15 protein-coding genes are annotated in these 15,975 nt (G+C 54.1%); 5 read left to right on the top strand and 10 right to left on the bottom strand.

What is annotated here, in order from left to right:
- Positions 1 to 79: 79 nt before the first annotated feature.
- On the bottom strand, positions 80 to 2,437 hold the full coding sequence (locus tag F5984_RS07565; RefSeq protein WP_152123638.1) for a TonB-dependent receptor: 2,358 nt from the start codon (positions 2,435 to 2,437) through the stop codon (positions 80 to 82).
- Positions 2,438 to 2,578: 141 nt separating this feature from the next.
- Between F5984_RS07565 and F5984_RS07570 the strand changes: the two genes are divergently transcribed.
- Positions 2,579 to 3,790, top strand: coding sequence for a PepSY-associated TM helix domain-containing protein (locus tag F5984_RS07570; protein ID WP_246168859.1), 1,212 nt, complete (start codon positions 2,579 to 2,581; stop codon positions 3,788 to 3,790).
- Between the two features lie 262 nt (positions 3,791 to 4,052).
- Here F5984_RS07570 and F5984_RS07575 read toward each other — a convergent pair whose 3' ends face one another.
- The 5 genes from F5984_RS07575 to F5984_RS07595 form a co-directional block, all read right to left on the bottom strand.
- Positions 4,053 to 4,829 (bottom strand): outer membrane beta-barrel protein, encoded by a 777-nt coding sequence (locus F5984_RS07575; protein WP_152123639.1) that lies wholly within the window; start codon positions 4,827 to 4,829, stop codon positions 4,053 to 4,055.
- 139 nt (positions 4,830 to 4,968) lie between these two features.
- Positions 4,969 to 6,045, bottom strand: coding sequence for an aminotransferase class V-fold PLP-dependent enzyme (locus F5984_RS07580; protein WP_152123640.1), 1,077 nt, complete (start codon positions 6,043 to 6,045; stop codon positions 4,969 to 4,971).
- A 147-nt stretch (positions 6,046 to 6,192) separates the two neighbouring features.
- The gene (gene serA / locus F5984_RS07585; protein WP_152123641.1) at positions 6,193 to 8,097 is read right to left on the bottom strand and encodes a phosphoglycerate dehydrogenase; all 1,905 of its coding nucleotides are present in this window, start codon (positions 8,095 to 8,097) and stop codon (positions 6,193 to 6,195) included.
- 166 nt (positions 8,098 to 8,263) lie between these two features.
- Positions 8,264 to 8,962: a glycosyltransferase family 2 protein gene (locus F5984_RS07590; protein WP_152123642.1), complete on the bottom strand. Its 699-nt coding sequence runs from the start codon at positions 8,960 to 8,962 to the stop codon at positions 8,264 to 8,266.
- 73 nt (positions 8,963 to 9,035) lie between these two features.
- Complete coding sequence (locus F5984_RS07595) at positions 9,036 to 9,341, bottom strand: putative quinol monooxygenase (RefSeq protein ID WP_152123643.1); 306 nt, start codon at positions 9,339 to 9,341, stop codon at positions 9,036 to 9,038.
- 188 nt (positions 9,342 to 9,529) lie between these two features.
- Between F5984_RS07595 and F5984_RS07600 the strand changes: the two genes are divergently transcribed.
- Positions 9,530 to 10,501, top strand: coding sequence for an aldo/keto reductase (locus tag F5984_RS07600; RefSeq protein WP_152123644.1), 972 nt, complete (start codon positions 9,530 to 9,532; stop codon positions 10,499 to 10,501).
- Between the two features lie 117 nt (positions 10,502 to 10,618).
- Here the strand turns inward: F5984_RS07600 and F5984_RS07605 are convergent, their stop codons facing one another.
- The 3 genes from F5984_RS07605 to F5984_RS07615 all read right to left on the bottom strand — a co-directional run bounded on the left by F5984_RS07605 (position 10,619) and on the right by F5984_RS07615 (position 12,765).
- Positions 10,619 to 11,260, bottom strand: a complete 642-nt coding sequence (locus F5984_RS07605; protein WP_152123645.1) for a pyridoxamine 5'-phosphate oxidase family protein — start codon at positions 11,258 to 11,260, stop codon at positions 10,619 to 10,621.
- Between the two features lie 131 nt (positions 11,261 to 11,391).
- Positions 11,392 to 12,096, bottom strand: a complete 705-nt coding sequence (locus F5984_RS07610; protein ID WP_152123646.1) for an SDR family oxidoreductase — start codon at positions 12,094 to 12,096, stop codon at positions 11,392 to 11,394.
- 114 nt (positions 12,097 to 12,210) lie between these two features.
- Positions 12,211 to 12,765 carry a fasciclin domain-containing protein gene (locus F5984_RS07615; protein WP_027303073.1) on the bottom strand — a complete coding sequence of 185 codons (555 nt, stop codon included), beginning with the start codon at positions 12,763 to 12,765 and terminating at the stop codon, positions 12,211 to 12,213.
- A gap of 254 nt (positions 12,766 to 13,019) precedes the next feature.
- Here F5984_RS07615 and F5984_RS07620 point away from each other — a divergent pair, with 254 nt between their 5' ends.
- The 3 genes from F5984_RS07620 to F5984_RS07630 all read left to right on the top strand — a co-directional run bounded on the left by F5984_RS07620 (position 13,020) and on the right by F5984_RS07630 (position 14,644).
- Positions 13,020 to 13,916, top strand: a complete 897-nt coding sequence (locus F5984_RS07620) for an EamA/RhaT family transporter (protein ID WP_152123647.1) — start codon at positions 13,020 to 13,022, stop codon at positions 13,914 to 13,916.
- A gap of 201 nt (positions 13,917 to 14,117) precedes the next feature.
- A complete protein-coding gene (locus F5984_RS07625; protein WP_152123648.1) occupies positions 14,118 to 14,429 on the top strand; it encodes a DUF3817 domain-containing protein in 312 nt (103 codons plus the stop codon).
- 5 nt (positions 14,430 to 14,434) lie between these two features.
- Positions 14,435 to 14,644 (top strand): hypothetical protein, encoded by a 210-nt coding sequence (locus tag F5984_RS07630; protein ID WP_152123649.1) that lies wholly within the window; start codon positions 14,435 to 14,437, stop codon positions 14,642 to 14,644.
- 113 nt (positions 14,645 to 14,757) lie between these two features.
- On the opposite strand, the gene F5984_RS07635 is transcribed toward F5984_RS07630, so the two are convergent.
- Positions 14,758 to 15,948 (bottom strand): helix-turn-helix domain-containing protein, encoded by a 1,191-nt coding sequence (locus F5984_RS07635; protein WP_152123650.1) that lies wholly within the window; start codon positions 15,946 to 15,948, stop codon positions 14,758 to 14,760.
- Between the last annotated feature and the right edge of the window lie 27 nt (positions 15,949 to 15,975).

Genomic DNA, 15,975 nt, shown 5'->3' on the forward strand with positions numbered 1-15,975 from the left:
AAAAAAAGCCCGCTTCAAGTTGAGCGGGCTTTTTGGTATCAGGTTGTTTAACAATTGAGTAAATCAGAAGCGCCATTCGCTAAAACCGGTGCGAAACCGTCAACATTCCACGAGCACCGGGGGCTTTGATGTAGTCGGCATCGCGGGCGGCCCATTGCGAAATAGCCGGGTAATAATCCGCATTGAGCAGATTTTCGATACCCAGCGTCAGGGTTGTTTTGGACGTCAGATTCAATGAACCATTCACGTTTACCAGCGTATAAGGGGTTACCGGCCCCTGCCCGTAGGTGTACAGGCCGCGCGCATTGGGAGCAAACCGGTTGCGCTCACCCGACCGCAGCGCGTTGACCGTCAGGCTCCAGCGTTGGCTTGGGGTCAGGCGTACATAGGCTGTTGTTTTGGGCGCCATAATCCGGTCGCTACCGAGGTAAGCCTCGTAGGTACCATCGTTGTTGGCATCGGTTTTTCCTTCCACGTAGGCATATCCGCCCCCAACGGCCAGAAAGCGCGTCGGGCGCAGCTCAACGGCCAGTTCGTAACCCCACACGTTCTCAGGCGAGCGCACAATCTCGAACACCCCCGAAGCACTTTGCCGAAACGATGCCCCCAGTGCCGACCGGCTACGGAATAAGGCCAGATCGTAATGGAGCAAGCGGCCTACGTCGCCCGCTACCCCGGCCTCGTAGTTATTCACAATAATGGGTTCGGTGGGCAGTTGCGACACAATGCTCCGTTGCGAGGTACGCAGAATCCGGCCCAGTTCGTTAATCGAGAACGCCTGCGAATAGCTCACAAAAGGCTGGAAGAACCGCAGCCCGGCATAGCGGAGGCCCACATTACCCACGAAAGCCTCGTACCGCAGGTTGCCCCCTTGCACGGCCACACCCCCGTCGTATTTCTGGGTGCTGGCGTTATAGGTTTTGAGCGTGGTGAAGTCAGATACCCGCACACGAATATTCTCGAAGCGGGCACCCGCTTTCAAAATCAGGTTATTCAGAATATCGAGTTTGAGTTGCGCGTATGGAGCCAGGTTTTGCATGGCCATGTCAGGCGTCCAGAAGCGACCATCCTCCAGTTTCTGGGCCGTATTATCGCCCAGCAGATCAAGGCCGTACAGGAGTTCGCCATCCAGTGCTTTACCCAGTCGGAACGGCGTGTTCAGGTTCAGGCGAACGCCCTGCTTGTTCGAGACGACATTGGATTGTCCCCCGTTTTCAAAAAACTGAGCCTCGTAGCCATATACCGTACGAAAACGTTGGCCATACAACACCACTTCGAGCCCGGTGCCACCCACCAGTCGGTCGTAGGTGTAGCGTAATGTGAGGTTATGGTTATACGGCGTTCCTTGCGGAGTACCAAGCATTTCGTTGGAGGTAGGCACGCCAATGGTAGGCGTCTTGCCATAGGTCCCAAGCTTTTCCACATAGCCCAGTTTCGACTGACTGGCGTAGTAGTTATACATCAACTCAACCCGCTGCCGGTCGGTAAGGGTGTGCCCTACTTTGGCCAGCAGGTTGTAATTGTTCATCTGGCCCGTGTTGTAAAACGGTGAGATAACAGCCCCGTTGGCATCTTTAAGCAGCCCCGACCGCTCGTAGGTGCCGTTCAATACGTAATCGGTCCGGCCGGTTTTGCCGGTAAACTGCTGACTGAGCCGGAACCCCTGCGTACCCGAACCATGACTCAGGCCACTGGTCAGCCCAGCCCAGGTTTGGCTCGAAAACGGCTTACCCGTTTCGGGGCGCTTGGTGATGTAGTTGATAATGCCCCCATCGGCCCCATTGCCGTAAATTGAGGTAGCCCCTTTGATAACTTCGATGCGTTCGAGGGCCGAGGGGTCGATAATGCGTAAATCGCGGCCACCATTGCGAAGTGGGGTCGACTGCGGCACCCCATCGACCAGTACCAGCACCTGCCGACCGCGCAGCGTTTGCCCGGTGTTGCTGGTACGACCGGTAGCTACAGCCAAGGCCGGTACCGTGTACTGCAACAGGTTGGTTACGTCGGCATTGATGGCGGTTTGTTCGGCAATCTGACGCTTACCCACAATGGTCACAGCCGAGGGCACCTCGTTGATGGTTTCGGCCCGGCGGCTCGCTGTTACTACCACCTCATCAAGGGCCGACTCGCGCTCCTGCGTGGTCAGGTTGAGCGTAGTGATGTCGGTATCGTTCACGTTGAGCGATTGGCGGACCGACTCGTAACCAATCATTGTGGCCGTCAGTGTGTACTGACCAGCAGGTACCGTGAGTGTAAACCGGCCTTGTTCATCGGTTTGGGTACCGTAACGCGTACCCGGCAAACTTACCGTAGCCGACGGAACCGGCTTACCCTGCCCGTCGAGCAGTACACCCGTCACCGTTTTTAAAGCCGACTGAGCAAAACTAAGTATGGAAAAACATAGGCTAAGCCCGATAATCAAGAAATAGTTTTTCATTCGTTTGAGCCATTCAGGCATACAATTCTGGGGCAAAGGTAGGCCCAGTTTAGAATCGTTCAAAATAAATAGTCTGATAATTTGGATTAAATCTAAAGAACAGGGAACTTTGAGGTACGACAACCAGACAAACGCCAGATCGTGAAGGGAAAGGGCTTTATCAAACCCGCATTAGGGAAACTGCATTTGTGGCTGGGTATGGCTACGGGGTTTATTGTGCTGATCGTAAGCCTGACGGGCTGTTTGTTTGTGTTTGAACAGGAGCTGCAACGGCTCATTTACCACGATCAACTGACCGTACCAGCGCAAAAAAGCCAACTGCTTACGCCGGGTACCATTGCCGAGCGGGTATCTGCGACCTTCCCGAAAACAGCTATTCAACGAATTTACCGCCGATTAGCCTCTACTGACCCTGCCCTCACCGATACGTATCAGGTAATCCTGAAAGATAAACGGCTGGTTTCCATCGATCCTTACCAGGGTCAGGTGCTGGGCATTCGGAATCTGAAAACCGACTTTTTTGCGATTGTCCGCGAGATTCATACCACCCTAATGATGGGCAAAACCGGGAGCCACGTTATCGGCTGGTCAGTGATTGTGTATTTGTTTCTGCTCATTTCGGGGCTAGTGCTGTGGTGGCCCCGGTACAAGGCAGCCATGAGCAAGGCGGCTCTGAAACAGAAGTTCACCATTCGCTGGTCGGCCCGGTGGCGCCGAGTCAACTACGACTGGCATAGCGTGGGTGGGTTTTACGCCCTCTGGCTTCTGGTGGTCATTGCCTGTACGGGCTTGATCTGGTCATTCGAATGGTGGGAAAATGGTCTTTACAAACTCACCGGCTCGCCCCCCCGCGACCGTGCCAAGGCCGTTTCGACCCTCCCGGCCACGCGACAAACGGCCCCAACCGGGCGCTCTACCCAAATCGACGCCATAGTAGCCCGCACCAACGCCCTCGAAACCGGTGCAACCGAGTTGTACGTTATTTTTCCGGCCGATTCGGTGGGGGCTTACCGGGTGCAGTTTCGCTACGACGAGGGCTCATTTTACCGGAAATACACGATTCAGTACTACGATCAATATTCGGGACAGCTTGTATCTGGCAAACGGCACAGCGACTTCTCAGCGGGCGACAAAGCGCGCGGAGCCGCCTACGACCTGCACACAGGCGGCTGGCTGGGATTGCCCGGCAAGATTCTGGCGTTTTTAGCCAGTTTGTTTTCGGCTTCGTTACCCGTTAGTGGATTTCTGGTTTGGTGGGGCCGCCGACGCAAAGCCTGTCAGGTGGTCGATGCCCCGGTGAAAACAGCAGCAGTTCGCCGGAAGCGCCACGCTGAACCGGTGGCCAATACTTAAAGGGGTAACCTGTAAGGTCTCAAAGACCTTACAGGTTTGGTAGCAACCGAGATTATTACCCCCCTTTACAAGCAAAAACCTGCAAGGTCTCAAAGACCTTACAGGTTTAGTAACAACCGAGATTATTGCGCCCCTCTGCAAACAAAAACCTGCAAGGTCTCAAAGACCTTACAGGTTTAGTAACAACCGAGATTATTGTGCCCCTCTGCAAACAAAAACCTGCAAGGTCTCAAAGACCTTACAGGTTTAGTAGCAACCGAGATTATTGCGCCCGACGGGCAAAGTAATAGTTGATACCTACTTTGGCCCGACCACCGCGGTTCCGACCAGCAAGTGGGTTACTACGGTCGTAGTAGTTGGTTTCGAGCGAGGCTTCGACGCCCAGATTCCGCCGTACGTAGAACATGGTGCCCACTTCAAGCGTGATGCTGTTGAAACGTGCCTTCTCATTATCGCCAATGTTGCTGGCCCGCTCACGCCCAAAGTTGTACCCTGCCCCTACGAAACCGCTGATGCGGGTGCGTATCGGGTAATACCGGGCAAACACACCTACCTCCTGCGACCGGAAACTGGTTGATAACCGACGGTCGTAACTCAGGCGAATACCGCCCATAAAACCGGGCTGAAAAAAGTAGCCGAGACGGGGGTTGAGCACCATATATGAGCCACTACTTTTCCCCAGACCCAGACCTACCGAGGCTCCCAGCATCACACTCCCTTTTTCGAACCAGGGCAAGCCATAACGGTCGTTCCGGTAGCGCGTGTTTTCTACCTGCTCGCGCACTTCTTCTTTGATCTCCTGACCTGCCTGTTGGGCCTCCTGCTTTATTTCCTGGCGGGTTTCGCGCGTGTTTTGTTCCAGCTCGCGGGCCCCTTCGCGGATGTCTTCCTTAACTTCCTGCGCTTTCTCGCGCACCTCCTGTTTTTGTTCCTCATTAATCAGCGGCCGGTTTTCCCGGTTCTGATTGGTTTCGGACTGGGCGAAAGTTGCCGCGGCCAAAGCCAGCAACAGGCCCATCGTTGTAAGAATCGTTTTCATCGTCGTTGAGTATGTAAAAATGCTATTGATTAAACTTGGTTGGCCGGAAAAGGTTTTTTCAGACCCAACCCCCACCTACAAAAGAGCCAATAAAAAAAGCCCCTGAACGACGCTCAGGGGCTTTTGTCTGTGTATTATGCTATTTCTGCATGACTTTAATTAGCTCACTCACCTGTTCTACCGACACCGCCGGAAAGTTGGCAATACGGATCTGGGTTTCTTTCAGCTTACCGTACCCACTGCCAATAATCATACCCTGTTGCTTGGCTGCTTCCATCACCCCTTTGGCGGGGCCGTCGGTGTTCAGTACCACAACGGTTTGTGAACGATGGCGCTCCTGCTGCACAAAGGGCGTGTAGCGGTCACTGCCTTCGGCAAACCGGTACAGCATCCGGGCTTTCTCCTCGGTTTCTTTACGCACTGTTTCAATCCCGATGCGGTTGAGGTCTTCCGCAATTTTGCCCAGCAGGTAAATGCCCAGCACGTTGGGTGTAGCGGGCGTTTCGAAGGTCTGGTAGTTTTTCCAGAGCGTCGGCAAATTGTGGTGCGCCCCAATCGTGAGCGAATCGTACCGCTGAAGCCGCTCGGCTTTTTCGAGACACGCCTGATTCGCAATCCAGACGCCCAAACCGGCGGGCATCCCGAAGGCTTTCTGCACCGAGAAATACGCCGAATCGATCAGGCTAAAATCCAGGTCCGGGTACGGAGCCGACGAGACCATATCGACACAAAACAGCTTTTGGGCGTACTTCCGCTTTAGCTTGTGCATATCGGTGGGGCGCATCTGCACACCCGCCGATGTTTCATTATGCGTCAGGCAAACCAGCTCGGCATATTCGGGGATTTCCACCTCGGCCGCATCGAACCCTTCGCCCAGGGGTTTTTCGTGCAGGTGGGCAAACTTATGCAGCGCCTGCGCGTAGTCGTAACACTTCCGCGAAAACGACCCGTTAACCAGGTGAAAACTCTCGTGCTCTACGCAGTTGAGCAACAGCCGCTCCCACACCTCCGAGGCCGAACCCGTGAAGAAAATACCGTGCGTAGCCGGAATGTTCATCAACGCCCGCAGTTGCTCATCGGTATGCCGGTAGATATCCCGGAACCGGGCGCTCCGGTGCGAAATAGAGCCTAACTGCTCATCCATTGCCGTTTGCAAATGAGCCGCAAACGTGGGGTATAGTTCGGCTGGGCCGGGAGTGAAGTAGGTGTATTTCATATCATTTTTGTAGAGCCGCAATATCTTGCGGCTCTCATGCGTCAGCGATTTTCCATCCGGCAGTGAGCCGCAACATATTGCGGCTCTCAGGCATCAGCGATTTCCCATCCGGCAGTGAGCCGCAATATCTTGCGGCTCTACACACGGCTAATATAATAGCCTAAACTTAATCGTGTTTTCCACATTCCGCAGTTCAGCTACCACATCCTCGTCGTACTCCTTGGCAATGTCGGTAATCACATAGCCAATGTGTTCGTCGGTTTTGAGGTACTGCCCTTTGATATTAATGTGGTGCTTAGCAAAAATCTGGTTCAGTTGCGACAGAATCCCCGGCACGTTACGGTGAATGTGCAGCAACCGGTGCGACTCTTTCAGGAGGGGTAGCTGGAGTTCGGGAAAGTTGACGCTCCCGTAGGTGCTGCCATTGTTGATGTACTCCAGCAATTTGCCCGGCACAAACGTGCCGATGTTCTCCTGGGCCTCCTCGGTGCTACCACCAATGTGCGGGGTCAGAATCACATTGGGCAGGCCCCGCAGCTCATTGATAAACTCTTCGCTGTTGGTCTTCGGCTCGTACGGGAACACGTCGATGCCGGCCCCCGCTACTTTGCCCGACTTGATGGCTTCGACCAGCGCCGGAATATCGACAATATGGCCGCGCGACAGATTCAGGAAAATAACGCCCTCTTTCATGAGCCCAAATTCGCGGGCACCAATCAGGTTTTTATTGTCTTTCCGACCATCGGTATGCAGGCTCACAATGTCCGACACGGCCAGCAGGTCCTCCAGCGTGCGGCACTTACGGGCATTGCCCAGGGCCAGTTTATCCACTACGTCGTAGAAGTAAACTTCCATACCGAGGGCCTCCGCCACAACCGACAGCTGCGTGCCGATGTTGCCGTAGCCAATCAGGCCGAGTTTTTTACCCCGCACCTCAAAGCTGTTGTTGGCCGACTTATCCCAGACGCCCTCGTGCATTTTGTTGCTCTTGCTCACCACGTTGCGAATCAACATGATGATCTCGCCAATGGCCAGCTCAACCACCGACCGGGTGTTGCTGTAGGGGGCGTTGAACACAGCAATTCCCCGCTCCGAACAGGCGGTCAGGTCAATCTGGTTGGTACCGATACAAAACGCCCCGATTGTAATAAGCCGGTCGGCGTGTTCGAGTACCCGCTGGGTGACGTTGGTTTTCGACCGGATGCCCAGAATATGAACCCCCCGAATGGCTTCGATCAGTTCGTCTTCGTCAAGGGCTCCTTTCCGGATTTCTACGCTAAAGCCTTCCTGCTCAAACAGGTGAACGGCTACCGGGTGTACGTTTTCCAGCAGCAGTACCTTAATCCGGCTTTTGGGGTACGAATGGCTGCGGCTCAATTTATTATCGAACAAAAAATCGTCGAGTGAAGGTGAAACATAATCGGCTTTCTCAACCACACTGGGCCGAAGCACGTTTTCGGTAAAGGCATAGAACCGATTGGCCAGACCCGACTCCCGGATTTCGTAATCCGTGTAGCCGTCGCCAATCACGTACACATCGCCATCGAGTTGCAGGCTACGCATGAGCTTCACCTTACCCCCGTCGGTAGCGAGCGGGTTTTCGCAGTCGCAACCCACAATATTGCCTTTTTCGTCGTATTCAAACGTATTGGCAAACACATGGTCTTCTTTGACACCCAGAGCCGTCACAATCGGCACAATAAACTCCTTGAAACCGCTTGAAACGATATAAATCTGATCGGCATGTTCGCTCAGGAACGAGCGGTTACGCTGAAACGAGTCCGACACTTTGGTCATAAGCGTCTCGATCAGCGCGGGCAGGTGATCGCGGTGGGCATTGAGTAAGCGGAGCCGCTGCTCCAGCGACTGAGCCAGCGACAGCTCGCCCGCCATACCCCGGTCGGTGATGGTCCGAATCTGGTCCAGCACATCGTCGCGGTCGGGCCGACCGATCAATGAAATTTCGCCCAGCACGTCGAGGGCCTCTACTTTGGTAAACGTACTATCAAAGTCGATAATGAAGTACGTTTGTTCAAGCGGTTTTGTTAGCATGAGAACAAGGTTCTGTTGTCACAGGTTGGTCGCAACGCCTGGCTGGTTGCGAAGTGTTCTTTAGCTTGTTGACGTACCACAAAGGTAGGCATTCCGTTGGGGTATCGGAAAGCAACAGCGGGGCCATTGGCGCTTCCTTGCTCAAAAAAGGCCGAAACGGGGCAAATTAGTTCAACCGAAGGGGCTTGCGGGCAAAAGATCGGTACTGCCGCACCACCGAAGCCACCCCCAAATGCCCCACAATGCTAGCGTACATGGCCGCGTCGGCCACGAAACCCTCTACGGGGCCACGTTTCTGAGTTTTGTAGGTGTTTTTGGCCGACCAGGGCACCCAGCAAACCCGCTTCTGGTGCTGCTGCATGTACTCGTTGATGGCTACTTCGAGTTGAAACCGCTCCACGGGACCACTTAACACGGCTTCCAGATCGGCCCGGCGGATAATTCGCTCCCCCGAAAGCAACACATCGGCCCGGCTCATGCGCACAAACCAGTCGGCCCGGAGCCGACGAAGAATGAGCATATCGGCCGGGCATCCTTGCCGCACCTGCCGCACAATTCGGCTCAGTTCAGCCCGGTTCATTTGCTGTAAATCGGCATCCATCAGCAACACATAATCGGCCCGAATCTGGCTCAGCCCATGCCGAATGGCGGCCGTTTTGCCTTTGTTCTCCGGCAGTTGAAGCAGTAGGATTTTGGGCCAACGCTGCCGGATGGTCTGAGCCAACGATGGGTCATTGGAGCCATCATCAACGCACACAATCTGCTCCAGCCCCGGTACGCGCGTCACCACATCGAGTACCGCCAACAAACGGTCGCCCTCGTTGTAAAACGGAATCAGGCAAGCTATGGAACAGGGTGTGTGCATACCATGAGCGACGGCGGTTAATCCGCATCCCTCTAAAAACAAACCCTGTAGATATAATAGTTTTATTTATTACCTACTGGCCACCCGCTACCTGCTCAATCCGCTCCGACGAAAACGCCAGGGGCTTATCGGCAAAGAGTTTTTTGGTAGCCGCCCAGGTAGACCGGAAAAGGTCGCTCTGTCGGTAAGCGTCGAGGGCTGCGGCCGACACCCAGTAACTGTACGTGATCCGAACGGCCGGATTATCGAGGTCGCGCAATAATTCGAGGTGCTGGCAACCCGGAAAAGCGCGAATCCGGTGTTTCGATAGGTCGAAAATTTGCTCAAACGCTTCCAGCTGGTCTTCCTGAAAGGTCATCCGAACGATACGAATCAGCATAATGGTCTTTTTGCCAAAATTGCCGAAAAATGGTGGATCGACTTCGGTTTCTGGGCAGGCTTTTCTGCGTATCTGCAAAAAGCGGCCCTGTAGGCAGTAGGCCCACCCGACCTAATTGGTTATAGAGAAATAAAGGGCAAATGGGTTTGCCCGTGCATCTTTGTGACTTCGTTTTATCGATTATCCTTATGCAATACAGAACCTTCGGCCGCACAGGCTGGCAAGTATCCGACATTGGCTACGGCATGTGGGGCCTCGCGGGCTGGACAGGCTCCGAGCGCGAAACCGTCGACCGGGCTCTCGACCGTTCCGTTGAACTGGGCTGCAACTTTTTCGACACTGCCTGGGGCTACGGTGAGGGCCTGAGCGAAACTATTCTGGGCGACCTCATGAAGCGGTATTCCGACAAAACCTTGTTTGCCGCAACCAAAATTCCGCCCAAAAACCGTAAATGGCCTTCAAAATCGCACTTCTCCATCGACGATGTGTTTCCGGCTGACTACATTGTGGAGTACACCGAAAAGAGCCTCAAAAATCTGGGCGTCGACACCATCGACCTGCAACAGTTTCACGTTTGGGAAGATGCCTGGGCCGACCGCGACGAGTGGAAGGAGGCCATCCAGAAACTCACGCAGGCCGGTAAGGTGCGGGCCTGGGGCATTTCGGTAAATCGCTGGGAGCCCGACAACGTGCTCAACACACTTCGCACGGGCCTAATTGATGGCGTGCAGGTGATTTACAATATTTTTGACCAGGCTCCCGAAGATAATCTCTTCCCGCTCTGCCGTGAGTTGGGCGTGGGCGTGATTGCCCGCGTACCGTTTGACGAAGGCACGCTGACGGGTACGTTTACCAAAGAAACCACGTTCCCGGCCGAAGACTGGCGCTCGACTTACTTCGTGCCCGAAAACCTGAACGCCAGCGTCGACCATGCCGATGCCCTCAAGCCGCTCATTCCGGCCGGTATGACCATGCCCGAAATGGCTCTGCGGTTTATTCTGAGCAACCCCGACGTAGCCACCACAATTCCGGGTATGCGGCAACTCCGCAACGTAGAGGCCAATTGCGCCACCAGCGATGCTGGCGCACTCTCCCCCCAACTACTGGCCGAATTGAAAGGCCACCGCTGGGACCGCACACCTACCGAGTGGAGTCAGTAGGCGTGGATCGTGGATATTGAATAATGTGTAATGAATAATGGATAATGGGCTGACGCGAAAGCAGTTTTCTGGCGTCAGCCCATTATCCATTATTCATTACACATTATTCATCATACATTATCCCTTAAAACTGGCTATATAATCCGGCACAGCAATGTCTTTTGATTGAATCGGGTCCTGAATCGGCTGGCCGTACTGTAGGCTGACCGGTACAACACCCGCCCAATGCGGTAAGTCGAGGTCTTCAGGGTCATCGTTGACGTTGCCCGTTCGGACCTTTGCCGAGGCTTCTTCAATTTCAATGGCCAGCACCATTGTCTTCTTCATCTCGCTTGCACTGGGTGGTCGGGTATCGGCCCAACGGCCGGGCATCAGATGCTCGGTAATGCGCTCCAGTGCCGCCCAGGCTTCGTCAGGGTCATCAACCAACCGGGTTTGCCCAAACAGAACCACCGACCGGTAATTGACCGAGTGACTGAACGCCGACCGGGCCAGCACCAACCCATCCACGTGCGTGACCGCCACACAAACCGGCACCCCTTGCGCCAGCTGGCGAAAAAAATGACTACCCACCGACCCGTGAATGTACACGGTGTTGTCGATGCGGCCGTAGGCGGTTGGAATCAGAAACGGTTGCCCGTCGAGTTGGTAACTCACATGGCAGACCAGCCCCGCATCGAGAATGGGGTAAATAGTGGCCGTATCGTGATGGCCACGCTTGGGCAGCCGCGAGAGTTTGGTTCGGTTAGTTGGCGTCATATGCGTACAGATAAGCGGTATGCCGACCCAAAACATAGCCTGTTCCGGGTCGAACAACAGCCCAAAGCTATACAGACGCCGGACCATACCACCCGTCCAGTTTTTCGAAGTAAACTGGTCCGGTTGACTTTCTAATACTCCTGCGACAGCGGGTGGATCATGAACTCATCGACGACAACGTGGGCCGGCCGACTGATGATAAACAGCATCGACTCGGCCATGTCCTCGTTTTTGAGCCAGTTCTTCGACGTTTCGTGACCGTGTCCTTTGGCGTGAAAATGCGAATCGACCAGACCTGAGTACACACCCGTTACTTTGATACCAAACGACCGCACCTCTTTCCGAAGGGCACCCATAAAGGCCTCCTGCGCGTACTTGCTCGCCGTGTACAGCGAGCCGCCCGCAAAGGTGCGCTTGGCTACGTCGGAGGCTACCACCACCACATGGCCCGAACCCTGCGCTTTTAAGGTGGGCAAAGCGGCTTTGGTGAGCACAAACGTGCCTTTCACGTTAGTTGCCATCAGCTCGTCCCACTCGGTCACGGTCAGTTCATCCACATTCTTGAAAACTCCGTAGCCCGCGTTGTTAATGACTACATCAATCTTACCAAAGCGGTCGAGGGCTGTTTGGACAACCGTTGCCATGTCGGCCTCGCTGGCAACATCGCCGGGTACGGCCACAATGCCGGGGTGCTCCAATTCGAGCGATTTCAGGTCTTCGGCGTTGCGGGCGGTAGCTACTACATTGGCCCCGTTCTGAGCCAAAAGCAGGGCCGTAGCGCGCCCGATGCCCCGGGAAGCTCCCGAAATTAGTACGACTTTGTCTCTTACGTTCATAAAACAAAAATACGCCTAACCCGCACAAAAAAACCCAGCTCAAGCGAGCCGGGCTTTTCCCTGTGGATTTGATTATCTATTCTAACAAGCCTACCATCAAACACCTATGGTTTCTTACTTAGGCATCAGCACGGTATCGATCGTGTGAATCACGCCGTTTGACTGATACACATCGGCGATGTCGACCATGGCTGAACCACCTTTTTCGTCAACAATTTCAATGCCTTTACCCTTCATTTTGGCCGTCAGGGTGCCACCAGCTACCGTTTTCAGCGTAGCCGAGCCGTTACCGTCCTTAATTTGCTTGGCCAGCGCCTTGCTGTCTACCTTACCAGCTACCACGTGGTAAGTCAGAATACCGGTCAGGGTGCCTTTATTCTCAGGCTTTACCAGTGTTTCAACGGTACCGGCGGGCAGTTTACCGAACGCCTTGTCGGTCGGAGCAAATACCGTGAACGGACCAGCGCCTTGCAGGGTCTCTACCAGACCGGCGGCCTTCACAGCGGCCACCAGAGTGGTGTGATCTTTTGAATTGACGGCGTTCTCAATGATGTTCTTCGTTGGGTACATCGGGGCACCGCCTACTGTTTTTGGAGCCTGTGCCTGAACTGAAGTTGAAACGGCCAGGAGAGTCAATGCGGCAAAAACTGATTTTATGATCGCTTTCATGTGTGTTGCGAAATGAGGTTTTTTGTGAAACGTATCGTGGTTGCAACCGATTACTGTCATACCTACGCACCTGTTGGACACACGGATTGAATGATGCATAAAATTTTGTCAAAAAGGGCCAACAGGTCTCTGAATATCAATCTATTATTTGACTTAAGACTTCCCTGTCGGCACCCCTCAAAGCACTGTCTGTAAGCTCGTAAGCACCCAACAGGCACCTTTTTCTTTCGCAAACCGCCCGTACCTTTGCGAGTATGATCTACCTCGTTGCCAGCATTATTCTTTCCGTACTGCTGCTGCTCAACTTCCGGCTCTTTCCGCGGTTTGGGGTCAATACCACCCAGGCTATTGTGTTTAATTACCCCGTTTGTTTCCTGACGGGCCTACTGCTGATGCCCGCGGGGCAATCTTTCTCAATCGACTTCACACAAACCTGGACCTGGCTGGCTCTAATCCTGGGTGTCGGATTCATTGTCACGTTCCTATTGTCGGGGGCGAGCACACAACGCAGCGGTATCACGGCCACTTCGCTGGCCAATAATTTATCGCTGGTAATTCCGGTAACGTTCAGTCTGCTGGTGCTCGGGGGCGGCAAAGTGTTCGATGCGCTCAATTATCTGGGGCTGGCGCTCGCTCTGGTAGCCGTTGGGTTGAGCACGTACAAAAAATCGGAATCAGGTACGAATACAGGCAGTAACCTCTGGCTACCGGTGGCCGTATTTCTGATGTACGGGTTTACCAACACCACCATCAATTACATGAACGTGCGGTACATCACAGCAGCCGACCAAACCGTGGCCGTAACCCTCACTATGGTGCTGGGTGCCATTGTGGCCGGGGCTGTTTTGCTCGCCATTCGGCTCGTGCGCGGGCAGGAACGCATCGAAGCCCGCAGCTTTGTGGCCGCCGTCACATTAGGAGTGCCCAATTACCTGAGCTTTTACACCCTGATTCTGGCCCTGTCGGCCTATAGTGGCAACGGCGCTTTTGTGTATCCGGTGTATAATATCGGCGTGATTCTGCTGGCAGCCGGCACAGCGGCTCTTTTCTTCCGCGAGCAGTTGTCGGGCCTCAACAAGGTTGGGCTGGCTTTAGCCGTGCTGGCCATTGCGCTTATTTCGTGGCAGGAGCTTAGCGCCCTGCTGGCCTGACGGGTTTCTCCATTTTATTTATCCTCACGTTTCCTCACCGGACCTACTTCGCCGAGAGTCCCCTTACAGTTCGATTCAGAACCGCTCATCACAAAGTGGGGTTTGGGGCGATTTATTTTCTGCCTGCCACGGTTTTCTTGTCAATCTTTCTCCCGCCAGCCTGCCAAACCCACGGCGGCTTGCCACATTCTGTCTACCGTTATGTTCGACCTGTTGAAATCCCAACTGGGGCGTCTTCGTATTCTGGCCTTCCTCGAAGGCGTTTCGTTTCTGTTGCTGATCGGTATCGGTATGCCGCTCAAATATGCCTACGCCATGCCCATGCCCAACCGCATTATTGGTATGGCACACGGGCTACTCTTTGTTCTGTACGTATTGCTCGTGATTCAGTGCGGCATTGAGTATCGCTGGGGCTGGCGAAAAACCGGCCTGGCCCTATTGGCTTCGATTATTCCGCTGGGTACGTTCTGGGCCGATGCCCGGCTGTTTCGCCATCCAAACCAAACCCTCTGACGTGTATGGACGTGTTAGTTTTTAAAACCGATTTGACGCAACAACACTTGCCCTTGCTCACCCATACACTGGCCCCATTGGGTGGACTTCTGCGCTGGTCGGTGGACTGGGAAGACTGCGATCGGGTGCTGCGGGTTGAGAGCAATGACCTTCCCTCGCAGGTGGTAATTCGGGAGCTTGAACAGCTAAAAATCAGTTGTGAGGAGCTTACTTAACTATTTTGAAAAATAATACCACTATTTTTCAACCTTGAAACATTTCGATACGCCCCGCCGTTTACTATACAACTGCGTCGCGAAGCTCGCCTGATACTCTCGGGCGAGCTTTTTTATTGTCCGACAAATTCCTTCGGTGAGGTGCCGGTAAACTTCCGAAAGGCCCGGTTAAACGTAGCCTTCGAATTGAATCCGCAGTTGAGCGCCAGTCCCAGAAAACTCAAATGCGTGTTGGCCGGATTGAGCAGTTGCCGCTTGAACTCTTCAACCCGGTACTCGTTCACAAAATCATTGAAGTTCTTCCCCACACCCGTATTGATTACCTGCGATAGCACAACCGGATTGGTGTGCATACGCCGGGCCAGATCGGTCAGCGACAGGTCGGGCTCGAGATAGGGCTTTTCAGCAGCCATGTATTGGAGCAATGTGTCGCGCAAAGGCACCAACCCATCGGGAACCGGGGGCGTGCCAATGGGTTGATGTGCCCCCCGACCAACCGGGGTCAAGGCTTCTCGGCCGGGGACCGACTCTGCCAGGAGTACCGGCTCAGGCACCGATTCAGCCTGAAATGCCAGCCGACGGCCGGGCTGAACCTGCGCATAGCCGTTGATACTGATGTAATAAATCAGCACCACTTTGGCCAATTCGTCCCACCAGTTCTGCCAGAAATTCAGGCTGAGAGCCACACTCAAGCCATCCATCAGAAAACCAAAAAGCGTGGCCAGCGTGAGCGCAATAAGAAAGTTGCGGAACCACCTGAAACTGATCGAGTCCGTTTCGGAAAACTGATTGGTGATCCAGGCGCGGTATTGCCGATAAAGCCGCAACGACAGGAAAAGGTAATACAGATCAATGACTACCCCGAACCAAAATTCCAGATCATCGAGGTGATATGGTCCATTCACCTGCGTTTTCCAGTACCGCACAAAGTTGGGCCCCTGCGCAAACACAACGAGGTGATACGTCACCTGAATCAGAAACGGAACGGCGTGCCAGCCATCGCGCCGGGAAAACCGAAAATCGGTGTTAACCTGCGTGCGGAGATAGAAATAGCACAAAACCGGCAACAGGTAGCCGAGGGTTCGGGGAAAAAACTCCAGTTGGTTCCAAAGGATTTCAATACCGCCAAAACCCAGCATATACTCCCAGATATTGAACGCCATACCCACCAGCACCCAACCCAGCAGGATGTCGGACAGCCGTTCTTCTCGACGACCACGAAGCCAAAGTAACAAGGCATACCCCCAGGCCTGAACAAACCCGAAAAGCAGCGGACTGGAGTAGGCCGAAAAATAGAACGACATCGCGACAGACAATTGAACGGTAAGCAA

This window comes from Rudanella paleaurantiibacter, from assembly GCF_009184635.1.
GTDB classification, from domain to species: Bacteria; Bacteroidota; Bacteroidia; order Cytophagales; family Spirosomataceae; genus Rudanella; species Rudanella paleaurantiibacter.